Source organism: Rhodoferax sp. GW822-FHT02D07, assembly GCF_058802405.1.
In genome coordinates, this window is the sequence record NZ_JBXAOD010000004.1 from 197,356 (window position 1) to 215,814 (window position 18,459).

Here is an 18,459-nt window from a genome sequence, read left to right on the forward strand (position 1 = left end):
CGCGTGGAATGTGCGCGAGCAGCTATGAAAAAAGGAGTTCGGAGAAGCGGCTCAACCCTTGGCGGCGGCCAGGTGCTTCTCGATCTGTTGGGCGTCGATGGCGCCGGGTACGCGGTTGCCGTCTTGGAAGATCAGGGTGGGCGTGCCGTTGATGCGGTAGGTCTTGCCGAACTCCACATTGCGCGCCAGTGGGCTCACGTCGCACATGGCCGCAGCGGCCGGGGCCATCTGCTCACGCAGCATCCAGTCCTGCCAGGCGGTGCCCTTGTCCTTCGCGCACCAGATGGCCTTGGACTTGTCGGTCGAGTCCGCGCCCAGGATGGGGTAGAGGAACATGTAGACGGTGACGTTGTCCACCTTTTGCAGGTCGCGCTCGAAGCGCTTGCAGTAGCCGCAGTTGGGATCTTCAAACACGGCCACCTTGCGCGAACCGTTGCCGCGCACGATGGTGAAGGCGTCCTTGAAGGGCAGGCTCTCGAACTTGACGGCGGTGAGCTTGTTGATGCGTTCTTCTGTCAGGTTGCGCAGCTCCTTGCCCTTGGTGGAGAGCAGGTTGCCCTGGAAGAGGTGGTCGCCGGTGGCGTCTGTGTAGTAGATCTCGGCGCCGTTGACGCGGATTTCGTAGATGCCCGCGATGGGCGTCTTGCGGACTTCGTCAATCTCCTTGAGCTGCGGAATGCGCTTGCCCAGGTTGGCGCGAATGGCGGCTTCCTGCGCGTGCAGGCCGCTGCCCAGGGTGCAGAGTGCCAGCGTCAGGGTGAGGAGGGGGGCGGAGAATTTCACGGTCAGGGTCTCGTGGTTGGTGTGTTCAGGTGTTGGCACTGCCCATGGCGCGCTGGGCCACCCAGTGTTTGAGCAGGCCGCTGGCGTTGAAGCCTTGCATGCCCCAGTTGCGCAGGCGTTGGGCTGCCGCGTGGGGGTGGGCAAACAGTTTCTGCAATGCGTCGCCGGTGCCGCCCACCAGGGCGAAGTCGGCCTTGCGGGCGCGCTCGTAGCTGCGCAGCAGCTTTGGGTCGGCCACGCTGCGCCAGTAGGGTCGGGTGTCGAGCACGCGCACCAGCTCGGCCACATCGCCCAGGCCCAGGTTCAGGCCCTGGCCGGCCAGGGGGTGCACATTGTGGGCGGCATCACCAGCCAGCACCCAGGCGCCAGCGGACGATTCACCGCTCCAGCGGCGTGCCAGTGCGTGTTGCAGGGGCCAAGTCTTGCGCGCGCTGGCCAGCGTCACGGTGCCCAGGGCGTCGTGGCTGGCGGCTTGCAGGGCTTGGCAGAATTCCATGTCAGGGGCGGCTTGCAGGGCGGTGGCCCGGTCTGGAGAGACTGACCAGACCACGGCGCATAAGTTCCCGTCGGGGCCGTCCATGGGCAGAAAGGCCAGGATCTCGCCTTGCGAAAACCATTGCCGCGCCACCTGGCCGTGGCCCTGCGCGCACTGCACGCGGGCTGCCAGCGCCCACTGGCCATAGGGGTGCACCTCAAAGTCCACGCCCAGTTCCTCGCGCGTGCGGCTGGCGCGGCCTTCGCAGATGACGCTCAGGGTCGCCTGCGGCGCGCTGTCCACCACTTCGATGAGGGGCTGGTAACGCACCGCCTCGGCCAGTTGGGCCTCCAGGGCGGGCACGTCCACAATCCAGTTCAGCGCATCGCCCCCTTGCAGTGCTGCGTCGAAAGCGACTTCGCCGCCCTCGTCGCCATGCACTTCCATGCGCAGCACCGGGGTGGCCTGCGCGGGCCCGGGCCAGCAGCGCACGGCCTCCAGCAGTGCGCGCGCCGGCTGGTTCAGCGCATAGGCGCGCACATCGGATTCGGAAGGCGCGGCGGGCGTGGCATGCAGCGCCACGCGCAGCCGCCGGGCCGCCAGGTGCAGGGCCAGCGTGCGTCCCACAATGCCCGCGCCGCGGATGCCAATGTCATAGGTAGAAGCCATGCGGCCATTGTAGGAGGCCGGGTACCATGGCGCATTGACTCCCAACAGGAAGACCCCGATGAGCGAAGGTGCCGGCGATGTGCAGGGGCAGATTGCCCAGTTGATGATTTATCCCGTGAAGTCTTGTGCCGGCGTGGCTGTACAGGAAGCCGTCTTGCTGGAGACCGGCCTGCAATGGGACCGTCATTGGATGGTGGTGGACCCGGACGGCTTGTTTGTGAGCCAGCGCGAGTGCGCGCGCATGGCCCTGGTGCGGCCGCAGATCACGGCCGATGCGCTGGTGTTGCAGGCGCCGGGCATGCCGGACTTGCGCGTCCCCCTGGAAGCCGGTGGCCCCAGCCTGCGGGTGCAGGTGTGGGACGACGTGGTGGACGCGCTGGACATGGGCGAGGCAGCCGGTGAATGGCTGCACGCCTTTTTGGGCGCCCCGGCGCGGCGCCTGGTGCGCTTTGACCCGGCAGCGCAGCGCGCCTGCAGCACCAAATGGACCGACGGTGTGGCGGCCAGCACGCAGTTTTCCGACGGCTACCCGGTGCTGGTGACTACGGACAGCGCCATGGACGAACTCAACACCCGCCTGGCCGCCCAGGGACATCCGGCGGTGGACATGCGGCGCTTCCGGCCCAATCTGGTGCTCAGTGGCTTTTTGCCGCATGACGAGGACCATCTGGGACCGCTGGAAGTGGTGGCGGACGGTGCGGCGGTCGCCGGCTTGCAGCTGGTCAAGCCCTGCGCGCGCTGCCCGATTCCGAACATCGACCCGGTCACCGCGCAAAGCCATCCCGGGGTGAGTGATGCCCTGCAGGGTTACCGGCAAGACGCACGTCTGGACGGCGCCATCACCTTTGGCATGAACGCCATCGTCACCGGCGGTGCTGGGACTGTGTTGCGCGTGGGGCAGGTGGTACGCGGCGACTACGCGTTCGGCTGAGTCGGCACGCCGTTGGGCTGCGTGGGCATCTCGCTGGCTTCGCCGTGGGTGGTGCTATGTACCGACATGGGCGAGGGCTGGGTCATGGGCGGCTCCAAGAATCGGATGGGCCGGCGCGTACGGGGCGAGATGCCTTCGAGCACATTGCCCAGTTCTTCCAGAATGCTGTCGGCCGAGGGGATGACCTCATGCAACAGCACGCAGGCCACATGAAACTGCAGCGTCACCTCGGGCTTGAGGCCGGGCAGCGGGATCAGGCCTGAGGCAATCAGGCGCACCATGCGCTCGGTCAGTACCTGGCGGTCGGTCACACCATCCAGCACCAGGCCAAAGCGCGCCGTGTCCAGGCGCCCCGCGGGGTCCACATCGCGCAGTACGCGGTGCAGCTTCACGGCGGCCCGCAGCAGGCACTGCTCGGCCACGGCGTCGCCGTAGGAATCGCGCAGGAACTTGAAATTCACCACATCCACCAGCACGATGGCCGAGGGCTCGCCGTCATGCAGCGCCCGGGTCAGGGCGTGCTCCACCTGCTGCTGCAGCAGCGGCGCAGTGAGCAGGCCGGTCAGCGCATCCTGTGTGGGCAAGGCCTTGGCGCGTTCTTCGGCTTCGCGCCGCTCGCGGATGCGGGCGTGCAGGGCCTGTTGCAGCAGGGGCACGGTCATGGCCACGGCCACCACCATGAGGTAGCGGGTCTGCCACCAGTCAGGGAGCAGGTGCCACATCTGCGCCACCAGCACCAGCACGGCCAGGGCCTGCGGCACATAGGCCATGAACAGCCACTTGCTCACCGCGTAGCCGCGCCGCCAGGTCAGCGCGGTGCCAATGACCGTGAGCACGGGGCCGGCAGTCAGGTACAGGGAATTGAGATGGTCGGCCAGCCGCCGGTCGACCGCAGCCGTCAGCAAGGCAATGGGCATGGCGGCCAGTCCCAGCGCATACATCGTCTTGGCCAGACGCGGGTAGCCCACGTCCAGGGACGCAATGTGGCGCACAAACAGCAAGGTGCTGCCCACCCCGAGTACCGGCAAGGCCATGTGGGCGTAGTTGGACCACATGGGCGAGGTGGGCCACAGCCACATGTCTGAAAGCCCCGTGGCATTGGTGATGACCAGCAGGATCAGCACGGCATAGCCGGTGTACCAGCCGTCCACACGGCTGCCGCTTTGCAGGTAGTGGATGACGCACACCCCGATGAGCATGAGCAGCATGCCCATAAGGATGCCCAGTCCCAGGTTTTCCAGCTCCTGCTGGCGGTCGCGCACCGCCTTGGTGGCGATGCGCAGGGGCAGCATCACGGGCTTGAAGTTGCGTACTTCCAGGTAGGCCTCATGCGGGCCTGTGGTGGGCAGGTCGAGCGTGAAGTCCGGGTAGAGCGCGGGGTAGCTCCAGTCCTGCACCGCTGTGGTGTCCCCGGCCAGCTGCTTGCGCCAGCCACCCTTGCCATCAGGCTGATAGAGCGCCGCGTAGTCCAGGTAGGGCAGGGGCATGTGCAGGGTCCAGTCCGGTGGCGCATTGCTGCTGCGCTGCAGGCGCAGGCGTATCCACAGGGTGCGTTCGTCGTTCAGGTCGAACTGCTGGTCTGACGGCACCGGGGCGAAGCTGTTGCGGGCCTTGCGGGCGATTGAGGCAATGCCTTCGCTGGGGCCGGTTTCCACCAGTGCTTCCAGCGGCGTACTGATCTGCAGGCTGGTTTGTTCCTCATCCAGCATTAGCGCCTGCAGGGGTTGGGCCTGTGCTGCTGCAGCTAGGCACAGAAGCAGCAGCCATTGCGCCACACGGCGTAGCAGGTGTTGTGCGCTCATTCCGGAGCCTCCGTCAGCGGAGCTGCCTCGGTCGGTACGGGCTCCAGAAAGCGTATCGGGCGGCGCGTGCGCGGCGAAATGCCGCCCAACACGCCTGCAAGGTCGTCCAGCACCCGCTCGGGCGGAACCGGGTTGTCATGCAGGAGCACGCACGCGGCCTGGAACTGCAGCGTCACTTCCGGCTGCAAGCCCTGCAGCGGGATGAGCCCGGAGGCCACCAGCTTGACCAGGCGCTCGGTCAGCGCCTGGCGGCTGCGCACGCCTTCGAGCACCACGGCGAAGCGCCCAGCCCCGATACGGGCGGCCGGGTCCACGTCGCGCAGGATGCGGTGCAGCTTGATCACGGCACGCAGCATGCATTGCTCGGCCGTGGTGTCGCCCATGGTGCTGCGAATGCGCTCCAGGTTGGTCACGCTGACCAGCACCAGTGCCGTGGGATCGCGGGCTTCCACGGCGCGCTGGTAGGCCTCTTCCACATGGCTCTGGAAGGCCTGCGCCGTCAGCAGGCCGGTGAGCGCATCCTGGGTGGGCAGCAGGTCGGCGCGCATGGCCACTTCCTTGCGGTCATGGGTGGCACGGCTCAGCGCGTAGATCAGCGTCGGGACCGAGAGCGCCACACTCATGGACATGAGGTAGCGCATTTCCCATTGGGTGGTGACCAGGCCAAAGGCTTCCGCCACCAGCCACAGCAGGCACAGGAACTGGGGGGCATAGGCCAGCATGAGCCAGGTGCCGATGGAGGAGCCGCCGCGCCAGCTCAGCAGCGTGGCCAGCAGCCCGGCGGTGGTGGCCACGAACAGGGCCACGGTGCCAATGCGGTCGGCCATTTCCCGGCCCAGCAATACATAGCCAGCCACCGTGCCCAGTGCCATCCAGGCGACAGCCACCAGGGCCCGGTCATAGCGGTGAAAGTGCGTGGACAGTGCATAGAGGGTGCGCACAAACAACAGCGAGGTGCCCACGGCCACCAGCGGCAGGATGCTGTTGGCGTAGTCCGCCCAGGTCGGCCAGCTGCTCCACACCAAGGCATTGAGGACGCCATTGATCTGGGCTACCGACGCGGCCACCAGCACGCCGTACCAGGCAGCCTTGAGGTCAAAGCGGTTCTTGTGTTCGTAGTAACGCAGCACCGACAGCGCCGCCAGTGTCAGCAGGGCGCCGACCACCAGTCCCAGACCCACGCTTTCCAGTTGGCGCTGGCTCTCGCGTTGTGCGGTGGTGGCCAGCCGCACAGGCAAGCTCAGGTGCTTGAAGTTGCGCACCTGCAAGTACACATCCTGCGGCACCCCACTGGGCAGGTCCAGCGTGAATTCCGGGTAGAGGCCGCGCCGACTCCACTGGGCCTGGGGCAACGTGTCTCCAGCGCTTTGTGCAGTCCAGCGCCGGCCGTCACTGCGTTGATAGAGCGTGACGGTATCCACATAGGGCGCCGGCACATTCAGGGTCCACTGTGCGGTATTGCCTGCCGCCCGGACCAGGCGCAGATGCAGCCACAGGGTGCTGCCGCTGTTGAGCGCGTGGCGGGTCAGGGCGGGGATCGGGGCAAAAGCCTGTGGCGACTCCGCCACCTCCTCAATGGTGGCGCGGGTGCCTGCTTCCAGCCAGGTCGCTACCTGGCCGGTGAGCTCCAGACTGGTGTTGCCATCGCCTAGTACCTGCAGTTCAACGGGCGCAGGATCTGCGGCCCACGCAGGTGCCAGGCCCATGCTCCCGAGCATGGCCAAGGTCGTGGCCAGGGCCAGGATCCGGCGCAAAAGCAGGTATGGCATACACTTGGCACCCAGTTTTTAGAGGTTTGTTATGAGTTTGAAGTGTGGCATTGTAGGTCTGCCCAATGTAGGTAAAAGTACCCTTTTCAACGCCCTGACCAAGGCGGGAATTGCTGCGGAAAATTACCCGTTCTGCACCATCGAGCCCAATGTGGGCGTGGTGGAAGTACCCGATCCGCGTCTGCAACAGCTGTCTGACATCGTCAGCCCGGAACGCGTCGTTCCCGCCATCGTGGAGTTTGTGGATATTGCGGGCTTGGTCGCCGGCGCCAGCACGGGTGAGGGCCTGGGCAACAAGTTTTTGGCTCACATTCGCGAAACCGACGCCACCATCAATGTGGTGCGCTGCTTTGAAGACGACAACGTGATCCACGTGGCCGGCAAGGTGGACCCGATTGCCGACATCGAAGTCATCCAGACCGAACTCTGCCTGGCCGACTTGGGTGCTGTGGAAAAGGCCTTGCACCGCGTGACCAAGCTGGCCCGCTCGGGCGACAAGGAATCCATCAAGTTGGTGACCATCCTGGAGAAATGCCAGGCTGCACTGAACGAAGCCAAGCCTGTGCGCACACTGGACTTCAGCAAGGAGGAGCTGCCGCTGCTCAAGCAGTTCTTCCTGATTACCGCCAAGCCCGCCATGTTTGTGGCCAACGTGTCGGAAGATGGTTTTGAGAACAATCCCCTGCTGGACCGCCTGACCGCCTTCGCGAAGGCCCAGGGCGCCCCGGTGGTCGCCATCTGCGCCAAGCTGGAAGCCGAGTTGTCTGAAATGGACGACGCCGACCGGCTCGAATTCCTCAAAGAACTGGGTCAGGAAGAGCCGGGCCTGAACCGCCTGATCCGCTCGGCCTATAGCCTGCTGGGCCTGCAGACCTACTTCACCGCTGGTGTGAAGGAAGTGCGCGCTTGGACTATTCACATCGGCGACACCGGCCCCCAGGCTGCTGGCGTGATCCACACCGATTTCGAGAAGGGTTACATCCGTGCCCAGACCATCGCTTTCGACGATTACATCGCCTTCAAGGGTGAACAGGGCGCCAAGGACGCGGGCAAGATGCGCGCCGAAGGCAAGGAATACGTTGTCAAGGATGGCGATGTCATGAACTTCCTGTTCAGCTCCTAACTCTTTCTCCATCCCGGCGCCGTGAGCTTTTCCTACGACTGGCTGGCGCTCGGTGCGGCGGCTTGCTGGGCCATCACCGGTCTCTTGTCGGCGCCGCAGGCGCGCTATCTGGGAGCGATTGCGTTCACGCGCTGGCGCATGGGGCTGGTCTTTCTCATGCTGCTGCCCGTGGTTCTGCTCGGTGGCGGCTGGCAGACCCTGTCGCTGTCCTCTCTGGGTGTGCTCGCGTTCAGCGGCCTCATCGGCATTTTTGTTGGCGACACCGCACTGTTTGCCTGCATGAACCGGCTGGGGCCGCGCCGCTCCAGTGTGCTGTTCGCCACCCATGCCTTCTTCAGTGTGCTGCTGGGCTTTGCGGTATTCGACGAGCGCATCGGCCTGCAGGCGGTGCTGGGCGGGGTTCTGGTGGTGGGCGGCGTGATGACGGCGGTGGCCTTGGGGGCGCACAAAGATGAATCGCACGCCTTGGAGTTGGTGCACGGTCCGTGGTGGAAGGGTGTGGCCTTGGGGCTGCTGGCTGCGCTGTGCCAGGCCTTGGGTTCCCTGCTTGCCAAGCCTGTGGTGGCGGCCGGCGCCGATCCGATCGCTGCCACGTTGTTGCGTGTGGCCGCCACCTGTGTGGCGCATTTTGTGTTGCTCTGGTCCGGCGCCGCAGTGGCACGCGCGCAAGCCCGTGTGACATGGCCTGTGGTGGTGCGCGTGGGGCTGAGTGGGCTGGTCGGCATGGGGCTGGGCATGAGCCTCATCATGCTGGCGCTGCGCCACGGTGATGTAGGCATGGTGGGCATCCTGTCATCCGTGTCGCCAGTGCTGGTGCTGCCCCTGCTGTGGTGGCGCTTGGGCCGCGCACCGGCGGCGGGCGCCTGGTGGGGCGCAGGCCTGACGGTCATTGGCACGGTGATTGTGTTGGCACGTTGATCTGGATCGCTTCGCGGAACGGGGGATTGACGGTATAGTCAATTTCAAAACCGTACTGAGAAGATGAAGAGAGGCTTGGGACTGCCCCGCATTCCTATGCAAACTACAGACGTCAATCCCACCCACTTCACCAAGGCAGTGACCGAGCTCGGGGAGAAACGGCCTGTGGTGACCACGCAGGCCATCTTCAATGACCGGGGCATCAAGATTGTGGAAAAAGGCGTGGCCGTCAACGCCAACCTCTACGAGCGGCTGATCTCCCACAAGCTGCCCATTCCCATCGAGCAATCCGTGAGCAGTGCGCCTGTGGTCAATGGCCCGGTACTGCGCACCTGTGCGGAAGAGGTGCTGCGCGACATTCCTTTTTTTGCGCGCATGGCCAGCGATGCGCGTCAGGCCGCCATCCTGCTCGAAACCTTGGAGACTCTGGTGTTGCCCGACCCCATGTCCTTTCAGCTGCTGCTGGCCAAGGAGGTGCGGCCTGAGCTGTTCCGCCATTCGGTGCTGATGGCGCTGTTTGCGACCTGGCTCTCCATCACGCCGGTGCTCTCGCGCTTCGACTTGGGCTTGGCCGCTGCGGCCGGCCTGCTGCACGACGTGGGCATGCTGCACCTGGACCCGCAGTTGTTGGACCCCAGCGCCGAGATCTCGCGCGAGCAGCGCCGCCAGCTCTACTCGCATCCGCTGGTGTCCACCGTACTTATTGAGCGCCACCATGGCTACCCACGCGAGCTGCTGCGTGCCGTCACCGAGCACCATGAGTTTCTTGACGGATCAGGCTATCCGCGCAATCTGCGCGCCGATGCCATCAGCCCGCTGGGCCGCATTCTGGGCTTGGGTGAGCTCGTCACGTCCATGCTGGAGTCCGGCCGCGCCATGCCCGAAATGCGTTTGGGTGTGCAGCTGCGCATGAACCGGCACCGCTATGACCCGGACCTGCTGGTGCGGGTCCAGCAGCACCTGCAGCCCCATCCACAACCGGAGGCTTTGGCGTTTGTGGACCCTGCAGAGATGTTGGACGACCCGGTCGGCCGATTGCAGGGGATCAACGCCATGGTGCTGGATTGGCCGGCCACCGCATTGCAGGAGCTGCCGCTCAGCGACGCGCGGCGTGAAGGCATGACGGCGGTGATGGTGCAGGCCAGCCAGTTGCGCCGCACCTTGGCCACCGTGGGTGTGGCCGACGTGCAGCTCTCGCAGTTGGGCTGTGAGAGTCTGGACGATGCGCTGCGCCTGGAGCTGAGTTTGCTTGCGCAGGAGGCCCAGTGGCAGCTGCGTGCGCTCACGCGCCAGACCAAGCGTCGTTGGCAGCTGGGCGCTGAGCCCGCCTACCCTGCGCCATTGCAGGCGTGGCTGGACCGGGCGGATGCGCTGGTGGTCCTGCGCTAGCGCAAGCTCACCACAGGCGCAGCAGGCCGATCAACGCTGCCGTCATCACGATATAGCGCAGCAGCTTGCCGATAGCCATGTAGGCCAGGCAGGGCCAGAAGGGCAGGCGCAGCCAGCCCGCTACCGCGCAAAGAGGGTCCCCCACCAAGGGCAGCCAGGCCAGCAGGCATGCCTTGGGGCCCAGCTGGCGCAACCAGTCCAGTGCGCGCAGGTGATGGCTGGAGCGCTGGTATTTGTGCGCCACTTTGTGGGCGCCATAGCCCATCCACCAGCTCACGGCGCCACCCAGCGTGTTGCCCACCGTAGCGACCAGCACCACAGGCCAGAACATGTCGGGGTTGAGTTGCACCAGCCCGAGGACGAGGGGCTCGGAGCCCATGGGCAGCAGCGTGGCCGAAATGAAGGACACCACGAACACGGTGCTCAGGCTGTACTCGGGCAGCGAAAGCAAATGCAGAAGGGCGGGGATCCAAGCATCCATGGCGAGCGCAGTATAGGCAGGTGCCGGATTCGCTGCGCTGCAGCAGGCCTATTTCAATTGCTGAAATTTTGAGCAGTTAGAATCCGTGCCCGGCCCCAAAATTCCATTGGGGCCCTTGTCTTTTTAAGCCTTCTCCCTTTTTCGCACAGTCCATGCACATCGGTCCGTTCGCCTTGGCGAATCACCTCTTTGTCGCGCCCATGGCCGGGGTCACAGACCGCCCGTTCCGGCAGCTGTGCAAGCGCCTGGGCGCGGGCTATGCGGTGAGTGAGATGGTGACGTCGCGCAAGGACTTGTGGAACAGCCTCAAGACCTCGCGCCGCGCCAACCACGAGGGTGAGCCCGGCCCCATTGCCGTGCAGATTGCGGGTACCGAGGCCGCCATGATGGCCGAGGCCGCCGCCTACAACATCGACCGCGGCGCGCAGATCATCGATATCAACATGGGCTGCCCGGCCAAGAAGGTCTGCAACAAGTGGGCCGGCTCGGCGCTGATGCAGGACGAGCAGCTTGCCATCGAGATTGTCGAGGCCGTGGTGCAAGCCTGCGCGCCGCGCAATGTGCCCGTCACGTTGAAGATGCGCACCGGCTGGTGCCAGACCGAAAAGAACGCCGTGGTGCTGGCGCGTGCCGCCGAGGCCGCCGGTGTGCAGATGGTCACGGTGCACGGCCGCACGCGGGAGCAAGGCTACAAAGGCTACGCTGAATACGACACCATTGCTGCAGTCAAGGCTGCGCTGACGATTCCGGTGGTGGCGAATGGCGATATCACCGGCCCCGAAAAGGCGCGCGATGTGTTGGCCGCCACGGGAGCGGACGCCATCATGATTGGCCGCGCCGCCCAAGGCTACCCTTGGATCTTCCGTGAGGTCGCACATTTTCTGGCCACTGGCACGCACCTTGCACCGCCGCTAGTGAGCGAGGTCAAGCGCCTGCTGGTCGAGCATCTGCACGACCATTACAGCCTATACGACGAGTTCATCGGTGTGCGCTCGGCGCGCAAGCACATTGGCTGGTACCTGCGCGAACTGCCGGGTGGCGAAGAATTCCGCCAGCGCATGAACCTGCTGGAAGACTGCGCCGCTCAGGTGGCGGCGGTAGAAGACTATCTGGATCAACTGAATGAAAAAATGGACCGCATCCCGCGCGGGGAGCAAGCGTCCAGTCTGGCAAGGGGACACGACATGATGGAACTGGCAGCATGAGCAAGAAGCACATTGACGAGTGCGTGCGCGCGAGCCTGGAAGGGTATTTCGCAGATTTGGGCGGTACGGAGCCCGATGGCATGTACGACATGCTGGTGCGCGCGGTGGAAAAACCCTTGCTCGAAGTGGTGATGGCGCAGGCCGACCACAACCAGTCCAAGGCGGCCCAGTGGCTGGGCCTGAACCGCAACACCTTGCGCAAAAAACTGGTCGAGCACAAGCTGCTCTCCTAAGCGATACCGCCGGGCCCCGCCATGGCGCGGGGCTGGCAAACCGATTTTTAGTTTGACTCCTCCCCGTACCATGAACGCACAAAAAACTGCCCTGCTGTCCGTGTCCGACAAGACCGGCATCGTCGAACTCGCCCAGGCCCTGCACGCCCAGGGCGTCAAGCTCCTGTCCACCGGTGGCACCGCCAAGCTGCTGGCCGAAAAGGGTCTGCCCGTGACCGAGGTGGCCGAGATGACTGGCTTCCCCGAAATGCTGGACGGCCGCGTGAAGACGCTGCACCCGCGCGTGCATGGCGGCCTGCTGGCGCGCCGCGACTTTCCCGCGCACATGGCGGCACTGGCCGAGCACCAAATCAACACCATCGACTTCCTGGTGGTGAACCTGTACCCCTTTGAAGCCACCGTGGCCAAGGCCGGCTGCACGCTGGAAGACGCGATCGAGAACATCGACATCGGCGGCCCCGCCATGGTGCGCAGCGCCGCCAAGAACTGGAAGGACGTGGCGGTGCTGACCGACGCGGCTCAGTACACCGCGGTGATCGCCGAACTGAAGGCCAATGGCGCGGTGAGCGACAAGACCAAACTGGCCCTGTCGATTGCCGCCTTCAACCGCATCAGCCAGTACGACGGCGCGATCAGCGACTACCTGTCGGCAATCCAAATTGGCGAGGCAGTGCCCGCAGGTGACAAGGCCCCCACGTTGGACCTGTTCCCCGGCCAGAGCAACGGCCGCTTCGTCAAGGTGCAAGACCTGCGTTACGGTGAAAACAGCCACCAGCAGGCCGCGCTGTACCGCGACCTGTACCCCGCGCCCGGTTCGCTGGTGACCGCCAAGCAATTGCAAGGCAAGGAACTGAGCTACAACAACATTGCCGATGCCGACGCCGCCTGGGAATGCGTGAAGAGCTTCAACACCCCTGCCTGTGTGATCGTCAAACACGCCAACCCCTGCGGCGTGGCCGTGGGTGCCAACGCACTGGAGTCTTACAGTAAAGCCTTCCAGACCGATCCCACCAGCGCCTTCGGCGGCATCATTGCCATGAACTGCGAGCTGGACGAAGCTGCGGCGCAGCAAATCTCCAAACAGTTCGTTGAAGTGCTTATGGCGCCCAGCTTCACAACAGCGGCGCTCGAAGTGTTCAAGAGCAAGGTGAACGTGCGCATCCTGCAGATCGACCTGCCCAAGGGCGGCAGCACCGCGTGGGACCAGGGCCGCAACCTCATGGACATGAAGCGCATTGGCTCCGGCATCCTGCTGCAGACCGCAGACAACCATGAACTCGCTTTGAGCGACCTGAAGGTGGTGACCACCAAGCAACCCACGGCCGAGGAGCTGAACGACCTGCTGTTCGCCTGGACCGTGGCCAAGTACGTCAAGTCCAATGCCATCGTCTTCTGCAAGGGCGGCATGACCATGGGCGTGGGTGCCGGCCAGATGAGCCGTCTGGACTCGGCCCGCATCGCCAGCATCAAGGCCGGCCACGCCAACCTGTCACTGGCCGGCACCGTGGTGGCTAGCGACGCCTTCTTCCCCTTCCGCGATGGCCTGGATGTGGTGGTGGATCACGGCGCCACCTGCGTGATCCAACCCGGCGGTTCCATGCGCGACCAGGAAGTCATTGACGCGGCCAACGAGCGTGGCGTGTCCATGGTGTTCAGCGGCGTGCGCCACTTCCGTCACTAACAGGAGTCACTGCGATGCGCATGGTCCAACGTTGGTGTGTCGCAGCAGCTTGCATGCTGTTGGCGTCGTCGGGTGCCTGGGCGCAGGCGTCCAAGCTCATCCGCCTTATTGTGCCCTATGCACCGGGCGGCCCGCTGGACATCACGGCCCGCGTGCTGGCCGAGCGGGTCAAAGACAGCCTGGGTACGGTGGTGGTGGAAAACCGCCCCGGTGCCGGCGGCAACATCGGTGCGGATGCCATTGCCAAGGCAGCGCCGGACGGTTACACGATTGGCATTGCCGCCACGGCCACCCATGCGGTGAACCCCTGGCTGTTTGCCAAGATGCCCTACAACGCTGCGACCGACTTTGCCGGCATTACGCAGATGGTGCGGGTGCCCAATGTGCTGGTGATGAATGCCGAAGCGGCGCAACGCCTGCACATCAACACCCTGGCGGACCTCATCGCCTACGCCAAGGCCAACCCGGCCAAGCTGAACTACGGCAGCGGCGGCAATGGCAGTGCCGGTCACCTGGCAGGCGAGATGTTCAAGAAGGAAGCAGGCATCTTTGCGCTGCACATTCCGTACAACGGTGGCAACCCGGCGCAGTTGGCCTTGCTCAGTGGGCAGGTGGACTTCAACCTGGACAACCTGGCCAATGCGGCGCCCAACATCCGCTCCGGCAAGCTGAAAGCATTGGCGGTCACCTCGCAGGCACGCAGCAGCGTCCTGCCCGAGTTGCCTGCCATGTCAGAAACGCTCAAGGGCTTTGCGATTGACACCTGGTGGGGGCTGGTCGCGCCTGCGGGCACACCCAAGGAGCGCATTGCCCAGCTCAACCAGGCCTTTGTGGCGGCCCTGCAGGCGCCGGAAACCAAGGTGCGCTTTGCCACCCTCATGGCGGAGCCCACGCCCACAACGCCAGCGGCTTTCGAAGCACTGATGCAGGCCGAGCGCGCCAAGTACGAAAAAGTGGTCAAGGCCACGGGCGCGCGCGTGGACTGAGCCCTCCGCAGGCCGAGCGAAGAACAAGCCACCCTGGGGGGTGGATTTTTGTATTAAATAGGCATCTAGCCCGCGTGCAATCTGCGCAAGCAGCTTCTATTTTGATAGCAATTTGAAAACTTCACCTGCCGCCGCGACGGTTTCTGCGATGTCCACCTCGGTGTGCGCAGCGCTCATGAAGCCGGCTTCATACAGTGCCGGGGCGATGTAGACGCCACGGTCCAGCAGGCCGTGGAACAGGGTGTTGAAGCGCGCGTTGTCGGTGGTCATCACCTTGGCGTAGTTTTGTGGCAACTCCCTGAACAGGAAGAAGCCGAACATGCCGCCTTCGCTGTCGCCGCAGAAGTCCACGCCGGCTTCGTCGGCTTCCGCCTGCAGGCCGCTGATCAGCAGTTGGGTCTTGCGGGCCAGGTCTTCATAGAAGCCGGGGCGGCTGATTTCCTTCAGCGTGGCCAATCCGCACGCGGTGGCGACGGGGTTGCCCGACAGGGTGCCGGCCTGGTAGACCGGGCCCAGGGGGGCGAGTTGTTCCATCAGGGCGCGCTTGCCGCCAAACGCCGCCAGCGGCATGCCGCCGCCAATGACTTTGCCTAGCACAGTCATGTCCGGTTCGAAGCCGGGAATGGACTTGGCATACACACTCTGAGCGCTGCCCAAGGCGACGCGCAGGCCAGTCATCACCTCGTCCAGGATCAGCACGGCGCCATATTGCGTGCACAGCTCGCGGCAGCGCCGCATGAAGGGCACCGACGCACGCACAAAGTTCATATTGCCAGCGATGGGCTCGATGATGAGGCAGGCCAGTTCTTTGCCATGCAGCGCAAACGCTTCTTCGAGCTGCTGGACATTGTTGTACTCCAGCACCAGCGTGTGCTGCACCACTTCGGGCGGAACACCGGCACTGGTAGGGTTACCAAAGGTGGCCAGGCCGGAGCCGGCCTTGACCAGCAGCGCGTCGGCGTGGCCGTGGTAGCAGCCCTCAAACTTGATGATCTTGCTGCGCCCGGTGGCGCCACGTGCCACCCGGATAGCGCTCATGCCGGCCTCGGTGCCGCTGCTCACTAAGCGCAGCATGTCCATGCTGGGCACGCGTTCGAGAATCGCTTCTGCCAGCTCCACTTCACGCTCAGTGGGGGCGCCGAAGGAGAAGCCGTCGAGTGCAGCTTTCTGCACCGCTTCCAGCACTGCCGGGTGGCCATGGCCCAGGATCATGGGGCCCCACGAGCCGATGTAGTCGATATGGCGCTTGCCATTGGCATCCCAGAAGTAGGCGCCCTGGGCGCGCTGCACAAAGCGGGGGGTGCCGCCCACGGCCTTGAAAGCACGTACGGGGGAGTTCACGCCGCCGGGGATGACACGCTTGGCGCGCTCGAACAGGGATTGGTTGTTATCTGTGGACATGGAGGGAGCAGGAGGCACCGGGCCTCAGTGGCGTGTGGCGTGGGGGGGGAGGTCGAAGTCGGTTTCTTCGGCACCCTCGGGCTCATCGGTCTCGGGGTGGGCCCAGAACAGCCGGTCCGGAATGATCTGTCCCATCCCGGGGCGAAAGCCGCTTTCCAGGCAGCGGTCCAGATAGCTCAGGGCTTCGGTCACTGCTTCGGTGAGTTCGGTGCCACTGGCAATCAATGCCGCCAGCGCAGCCGATAGGGTGTCGCCCGCCCCGGTGAACACAGCTTCGAAACGCTCGAACTTCTCGCTGCAGAGCACCGCAGTGGGCGAACACAGCACGTTGTCGATGAACTGGTCGGGCAGGGGGATGCCGGTGACCAATGTGTAGGGCACACCAAAGGCATTGGCGGCTTTCGCGATGTCGCGCGCTGTCGGACTTTTTTCCGAGCTCCAGTCCGGCAGCAGCCAGCGTGAGAGCGTGCTGTGGTTTCCAACCAACACTGTCGTTTGCGGCAAAAGCAGCTCGGTGCAGGCGTCCTGGTAGAGGTCGATTTGGTCATCCTGCCACCACGACAGATTCGGCATATAGGCGACCAGCGGCACGTCGGCATAGTCTGAGGCCAGCTCGGCGATGGCACTCAGGTTTTCGGGTGTGCCAACAAAGCCGACCTTGAAAACCTGGGCGGGCACGTCTTCCAGAATCACCCGGGCCTGCTCGGTCACAGCCTCGTCGTCCAGAGGGAAGTGGTCCACGATCTCCGAGGTATCACGGGCGTAGACACCGGTCACCACGGGCAGGGCGTGAGCCCCCACCGAGGCGATTGCGCTGAGGTCTGCAGACGTTCCGCCACCACCACTGGGGTCGTTGGCATTGAACGCCATGACGCAGGCCGAAGGGCCTTCGTCATCGATTTCTTCTTCGGTTTCGGGGGGGAGAGTTGCCGACATCAGAGGGGCCTGTATTGGGGTTTCTCATCAGGCAGAATGGCGAACTTTCGGCGGGCGGCCCGCATTTTCGCAAGAGCTGCTCTATACAATCGTTGCATTCTATTCGAAGGCCCCTTAAGCTGTGACCGATACTAAAACTTGGATGTGCTTGATTTGTGGTTGGATCTATGACGAGGCCGCCGGTGCGCCGGATCATGGCATCGCGGCGGGCACACTCTGGGCCGACGTGCCCATGAACTGGACTTGCCCCGAGTGCGGCGCTCGCAAAGAAGATTTCGAGATGGTGCAGCTCTGAAGCTGCATCACAGGTGCGGATTTGACCCATCCTGACCGTTCACGCTAGTACTGGAGCAAAACCCCTTGAGCAGCACAGCACCTACCTTCAAAGTCCTGGTTATTGATGACAGCAACACGATACGTCGCAGCGCCGAGATTTTCCTCAAGCAGGGTGGACATGAGGTCATGCTGGCCGAAGACGGTTTTGACGCACTGGCCAAGGTCAACGATTACCAGCCGCACCTGATTTTTTGCGACATCCTGATGCCGCGTCTGGACGGATACCAGACTTGCGCCATCATCAAGCGCAACGCCAAATTTTCGGCAGTCCCTGTGGTCATGCTGTCCTCCAAGGACGGTGTGTTTGACAAGGCGCGTGGCCGCATGGTCGGCGCTCAGGACTACCTGACAAAACCCTTTACCAAAGACCAGCTGCTGCAGGCCGTGCAGCAGTTCGGAGCCGTATTGCAAGGAGCGATGTGATGGCAATCACGAAAGTACTGATCGTTGACGACTCGAAGACCGAATTGATGTTTTTGACGGAGTTGCTGCAGAAAAATGGTTATACCGTTCGCTCTGCCGAAAATGCTGATGAGGCCTTCAAGCGTCTCGCGGAAGATAAGCCGCATCTCATCCTGATGGATGTGGTGATGCCTGGCCAGAACGGTTTCCAGCTGACCCGCGCAATCAACCGTACCCCCGAGTACTCTGAAATTCCGATCATCATGTGCACCAGCAAGAGCCTGGAGACTGATCGTGTCTGGGGGATGCGCCAGGGCGCCAAGGACTACATCACCAAGCCGGTGGACGCCGCAGAGCTGTTTGCCAAGATCAAGGCACTGGACTGACACCCCGACTTCATGGCCAACAGAGAAGCACTTCGAGAACTTCAGGCCCGGTTGGCGAGCCGCCTGCAGGCGGCGCGTGCCGAGGGTATGTCCGTGGCATGGCTTGCGGTTCGCGCTGGCGGGCGCAATTACCTGTTTCCGCTGGGGCAGTCGGGTGAAATCGTCCCTTTGACGCAATTGCAGCCCGTTCCGTATGCGCTGGACTGGTTCCGAGGTGTGCTGAACATTCGTGGTGGCCTGTATGGCGTGGTCGATCTGGCGGGATTCATTGCCAGTAGCGGTGGTGGTGAGCGTTTGGAGCCGGCCGTCGCTGAGCCCAGCGTAGTAACGCTCAATGCCCTGCTAGAAGTCAATTGCGCCCTGCAGGTTGATGTGCTGTCGGGCTTGCGTGGTGCCGATGCATTTACTGCGTCCCAGCCTGCTGCCGACGATGCGCCGGCCTACTTCGGCAACCAGTTTTTTGATGCCACAGGCGAGCAGTGGCAAGAAATCAATTTGCGTACTTTGTCCCAAACCCCGCAGTTTCTGAGCATCAGCGCTTAAGCACCACCAG

Annotated in this window: 19 protein-coding genes; 12 read left to right on the plus strand and 7 right to left on the minus strand. The window is 63.9% G+C overall.

The window, feature by feature from the left end:
• Nucleotides 1-51: 51 nt before the first annotated feature.
• Nucleotides 52-783, minus strand: coding sequence for a DsbC family protein (locus tag AC1RNN_RS11695; RefSeq protein WP_493089168.1), 732 nt, complete (start codon nt 781-783; stop codon nt 52-54).
• A 25-nt stretch (nt 784-808) separates the two neighbouring features.
• A complete protein-coding gene (locus tag AC1RNN_RS11700) occupies nt 809-1,927 on the minus strand; it encodes an FAD-dependent monooxygenase (protein ID WP_493089166.1) in 1,119 nt (372 codons plus the stop codon).
• A 58-nt stretch (nt 1,928-1,985) separates the two neighbouring features.
• Between AC1RNN_RS11700 and AC1RNN_RS11705 the strand changes: the two genes are divergently transcribed.
• Nucleotides 1,986-2,858, plus strand: coding sequence for an MOSC domain-containing protein (locus AC1RNN_RS11705; RefSeq protein WP_493089164.1), 873 nt, complete (start codon nt 1,986-1,988; stop codon nt 2,856-2,858).
• Here the strand turns inward: AC1RNN_RS11705 and AC1RNN_RS11710 are convergent.
• Together AC1RNN_RS11710 and AC1RNN_RS11715 are read right to left on the minus strand one after the other, a co-directional pair.
• Nucleotides 2,843-4,660, minus strand: coding sequence for a sensor domain-containing diguanylate cyclase (locus tag AC1RNN_RS11710; RefSeq protein ID WP_493089162.1), 1,818 nt, complete (start codon nt 4,658-4,660; stop codon nt 2,843-2,845). The two genes, AC1RNN_RS11705 and AC1RNN_RS11710, sit on opposite strands and share 16 nt — an antisense overlap.
• Nucleotides 4,657-6,429 carry a sensor domain-containing diguanylate cyclase gene (locus AC1RNN_RS11715; RefSeq protein WP_493089160.1) on the minus strand — a complete coding sequence of 591 codons (1,773 nt, stop codon included), beginning with the start codon at nt 6,427-6,429 and terminating at the stop codon, nt 4,657-4,659. Before AC1RNN_RS11715 ends, AC1RNN_RS11710 begins: the two co-directional genes overlap by 4 nt.
• Before the next feature lie 31 nt (nt 6,430-6,460).
• Between AC1RNN_RS11715 and ychF the strand changes: the two genes are divergently transcribed.
• From ychF to AC1RNN_RS11730, 3 genes are all read left to right on the plus strand, one after another.
• Nucleotides 6,461-7,552: a redox-regulated ATPase YchF gene (gene ychF / locus AC1RNN_RS11720; RefSeq protein ID WP_493089159.1), complete on the plus strand. Its 1,092-nt coding sequence runs from the start codon at nt 6,461-6,463 to the stop codon at nt 7,550-7,552.
• Nucleotides 7,553-7,573: 21 nt separating this feature from the next.
• Entirely contained in the window at nt 7,574-8,470 is an 897-nt protein-coding gene (locus AC1RNN_RS11725; RefSeq protein ID WP_493089157.1) for a DMT family transporter, read from the plus strand.
• Between the two features lie 96 nt (nt 8,471-8,566).
• Entirely contained in the window at nt 8,567-9,859 is a 1,293-nt protein-coding gene (locus tag AC1RNN_RS11730; protein ID WP_493089156.1) for an HD-GYP domain-containing protein, read from the plus strand.
• A gap of 7 nt (nt 9,860-9,866) precedes the next feature.
• Here AC1RNN_RS11730 and AC1RNN_RS11735 read toward each other — a convergent pair whose 3' ends face one another.
• Nucleotides 9,867-10,340: a YqaA family protein gene (locus tag AC1RNN_RS11735; protein ID WP_493089154.1), complete on the minus strand. Its 474-nt coding sequence runs from the start codon at nt 10,338-10,340 to the stop codon at nt 9,867-9,869.
• Between the two features lie 152 nt (nt 10,341-10,492).
• Between AC1RNN_RS11735 and dusB the strand changes: the two genes are divergently transcribed.
• The 4 genes from dusB to AC1RNN_RS11755 all read left to right on the plus strand — a co-directional run bounded on the left by dusB (nt 10,493) and on the right by AC1RNN_RS11755 (nt 14,445).
• Nucleotides 10,493-11,545 carry a tRNA dihydrouridine synthase DusB gene (gene dusB, locus AC1RNN_RS11740; protein ID WP_493089152.1) on the plus strand — a complete coding sequence of 351 codons (1,053 nt, stop codon included), beginning with the start codon at nt 10,493-10,495 and terminating at the stop codon, nt 11,543-11,545.
• Nucleotides 11,542-11,778, plus strand: coding sequence for a Fis family transcriptional regulator (locus AC1RNN_RS11745; protein WP_094482163.1), 237 nt, complete (start codon nt 11,542-11,544; stop codon nt 11,776-11,778). The genes dusB and AC1RNN_RS11745 overlap by 4 nt, the downstream gene beginning before the upstream one ends.
• A gap of 70 nt (nt 11,779-11,848) precedes the next feature.
• On the plus strand, nt 11,849-13,459 hold the full coding sequence (gene purH / locus AC1RNN_RS11750) for a bifunctional phosphoribosylaminoimidazolecarboxamide formyltransferase/IMP cyclohydrolase (protein ID WP_493089150.1): 1,611 nt from the start codon (nt 11,849-11,851) through the stop codon (nt 13,457-13,459).
• A gap of 53 nt (nt 13,460-13,512) precedes the next feature.
• The gene (locus AC1RNN_RS11755) at nt 13,513-14,445 is read left to right on the plus strand and encodes a Bug family tripartite tricarboxylate transporter substrate binding protein (protein ID WP_493089491.1); all 933 of its coding nucleotides are present in this window, start codon (nt 13,513-13,515) and stop codon (nt 14,443-14,445) included.
• Nucleotides 14,446-14,541: 96 nt separating this feature from the next.
• On the opposite strand, the gene hemL is transcribed toward AC1RNN_RS11755, so the two are convergent.
• Together hemL and thiD are read right to left on the minus strand one after the other, a co-directional pair.
• The gene (gene hemL / locus AC1RNN_RS11760; RefSeq protein ID WP_493089148.1) at nt 14,542-15,846 is read right to left on the minus strand and encodes a glutamate-1-semialdehyde 2,1-aminomutase; all 1,305 of its coding nucleotides are present in this window, start codon (nt 15,844-15,846) and stop codon (nt 14,542-14,544) included.
• Between the two features lie 24 nt (nt 15,847-15,870).
• Complete coding sequence (thiD, locus tag AC1RNN_RS11765; protein WP_493089147.1) at nt 15,871-16,782, minus strand: bifunctional hydroxymethylpyrimidine kinase/phosphomethylpyrimidine kinase; 912 nt, start codon at nt 16,780-16,782, stop codon at nt 15,871-15,873.
• A gap of 121 nt (nt 16,783-16,903) precedes the next feature.
• Here thiD and AC1RNN_RS11770 point away from each other — a divergent pair, with 121 nt between their 5' ends.
• The 4 genes from AC1RNN_RS11770 to AC1RNN_RS11785 all read left to right on the plus strand — a co-directional run bounded on the left by AC1RNN_RS11770 (nt 16,904) and on the right by AC1RNN_RS11785 (nt 18,449).
• Nucleotides 16,904-17,077 carry a rubredoxin gene (locus AC1RNN_RS11770; protein WP_493089145.1) on the plus strand — a complete coding sequence of 58 codons (174 nt, stop codon included), beginning with the start codon at nt 16,904-16,906 and terminating at the stop codon, nt 17,075-17,077.
• 65 nt (nt 17,078-17,142) lie between these two features.
• A complete protein-coding gene (locus tag AC1RNN_RS11775) occupies nt 17,143-17,541 on the plus strand; it encodes a response regulator (RefSeq protein ID WP_493089143.1) in 399 nt (132 codons plus the stop codon).
• The gene (locus AC1RNN_RS11780; protein WP_493089141.1) at nt 17,541-17,906 is read left to right on the plus strand and encodes a response regulator; all 366 of its coding nucleotides are present in this window, start codon (nt 17,541-17,543) and stop codon (nt 17,904-17,906) included. Before AC1RNN_RS11775 ends, AC1RNN_RS11780 begins: the two co-directional genes overlap by 1 nt.
• Before the next feature lie 12 nt (nt 17,907-17,918).
• Nucleotides 17,919-18,449, plus strand: a complete 531-nt coding sequence (locus tag AC1RNN_RS11785; protein WP_493089139.1) for a chemotaxis protein CheW — start codon at nt 17,919-17,921, stop codon at nt 18,447-18,449.
• The last annotated feature ends 10 nt before the right edge of the window (nt 18,450-18,459 follow it).

Bases quoted from the DNA above. Each gene is read 5' to 3' on its own strand.
- AC1RNN_RS11700 (WP_493089166.1), bottom strand. From the start codon at position 1,927: ATGGCTTCTACCTATGACATTGGCATCCGCGGCGCGGGCATTGTGGGA.
- AC1RNN_RS11705 (WP_493089164.1), top strand. From the start codon at position 1,986: ATGAGCGAAGGTGCCGGCGATGTGCAGGGGCAGATTGCCCAGTTGATG.
- AC1RNN_RS11710 (WP_493089162.1), bottom strand. From the start codon at position 4,660: ATGAGCGCACAACACCTGCTACGCCGTGTGGCGCAATGGCTGCTGCTT.
- AC1RNN_RS11715 (WP_493089160.1), bottom strand. From the start codon at position 6,429: ATGCCATACCTGCTTTTGCGCCGGATCCTGGCCCTGGCCACGACCTTG.
- ychF (WP_493089159.1), top strand. From the start codon at position 6,461: ATGAGTTTGAAGTGTGGCATTGTAGGTCTGCCCAATGTAGGTAAAAGT.
- AC1RNN_RS11730 (WP_493089156.1), top strand. From the start codon at position 8,567: ATGCAAACTACAGACGTCAATCCCACCCACTTCACCAAGGCAGTGACC.
- AC1RNN_RS11735 (WP_493089154.1), bottom strand. From the start codon at position 10,340: ATGGATGCTTGGATCCCCGCCCTTCTGCATTTGCTTTCGCTGCCCGAG.
- dusB (WP_493089152.1), top strand. From the start codon at position 10,493: ATGCACATCGGTCCGTTCGCCTTGGCGAATCACCTCTTTGTCGCGCCC.
- AC1RNN_RS11745 (WP_094482163.1), top strand. From the start codon at position 11,542: ATGAGCAAGAAGCACATTGACGAGTGCGTGCGCGCGAGCCTGGAAGGG.
- purH (WP_493089150.1), top strand. From the start codon at position 11,849: ATGAACGCACAAAAAACTGCCCTGCTGTCCGTGTCCGACAAGACCGGC.
- AC1RNN_RS11755 (WP_493089491.1), top strand. From the start codon at position 13,513: ATGCTGTTGGCGTCGTCGGGTGCCTGGGCGCAGGCGTCCAAGCTCATC.
- hemL (WP_493089148.1), bottom strand. From the start codon at position 15,846: ATGTCCACAGATAACAACCAATCCCTGTTCGAGCGCGCCAAGCGTGTC.
- thiD (WP_493089147.1), bottom strand. From the start codon at position 16,782: ATGTCGGCAACTCTCCCCCCCGAAACCGAAGAAGAAATCGATGACGAA.
- AC1RNN_RS11780 (WP_493089141.1), top strand. From the start codon at position 17,541: ATGGCAATCACGAAAGTACTGATCGTTGACGACTCGAAGACCGAATTG.
- AC1RNN_RS11785 (WP_493089139.1), top strand. From the start codon at position 17,919: ATGGCCAACAGAGAAGCACTTCGAGAACTTCAGGCCCGGTTGGCGAGC.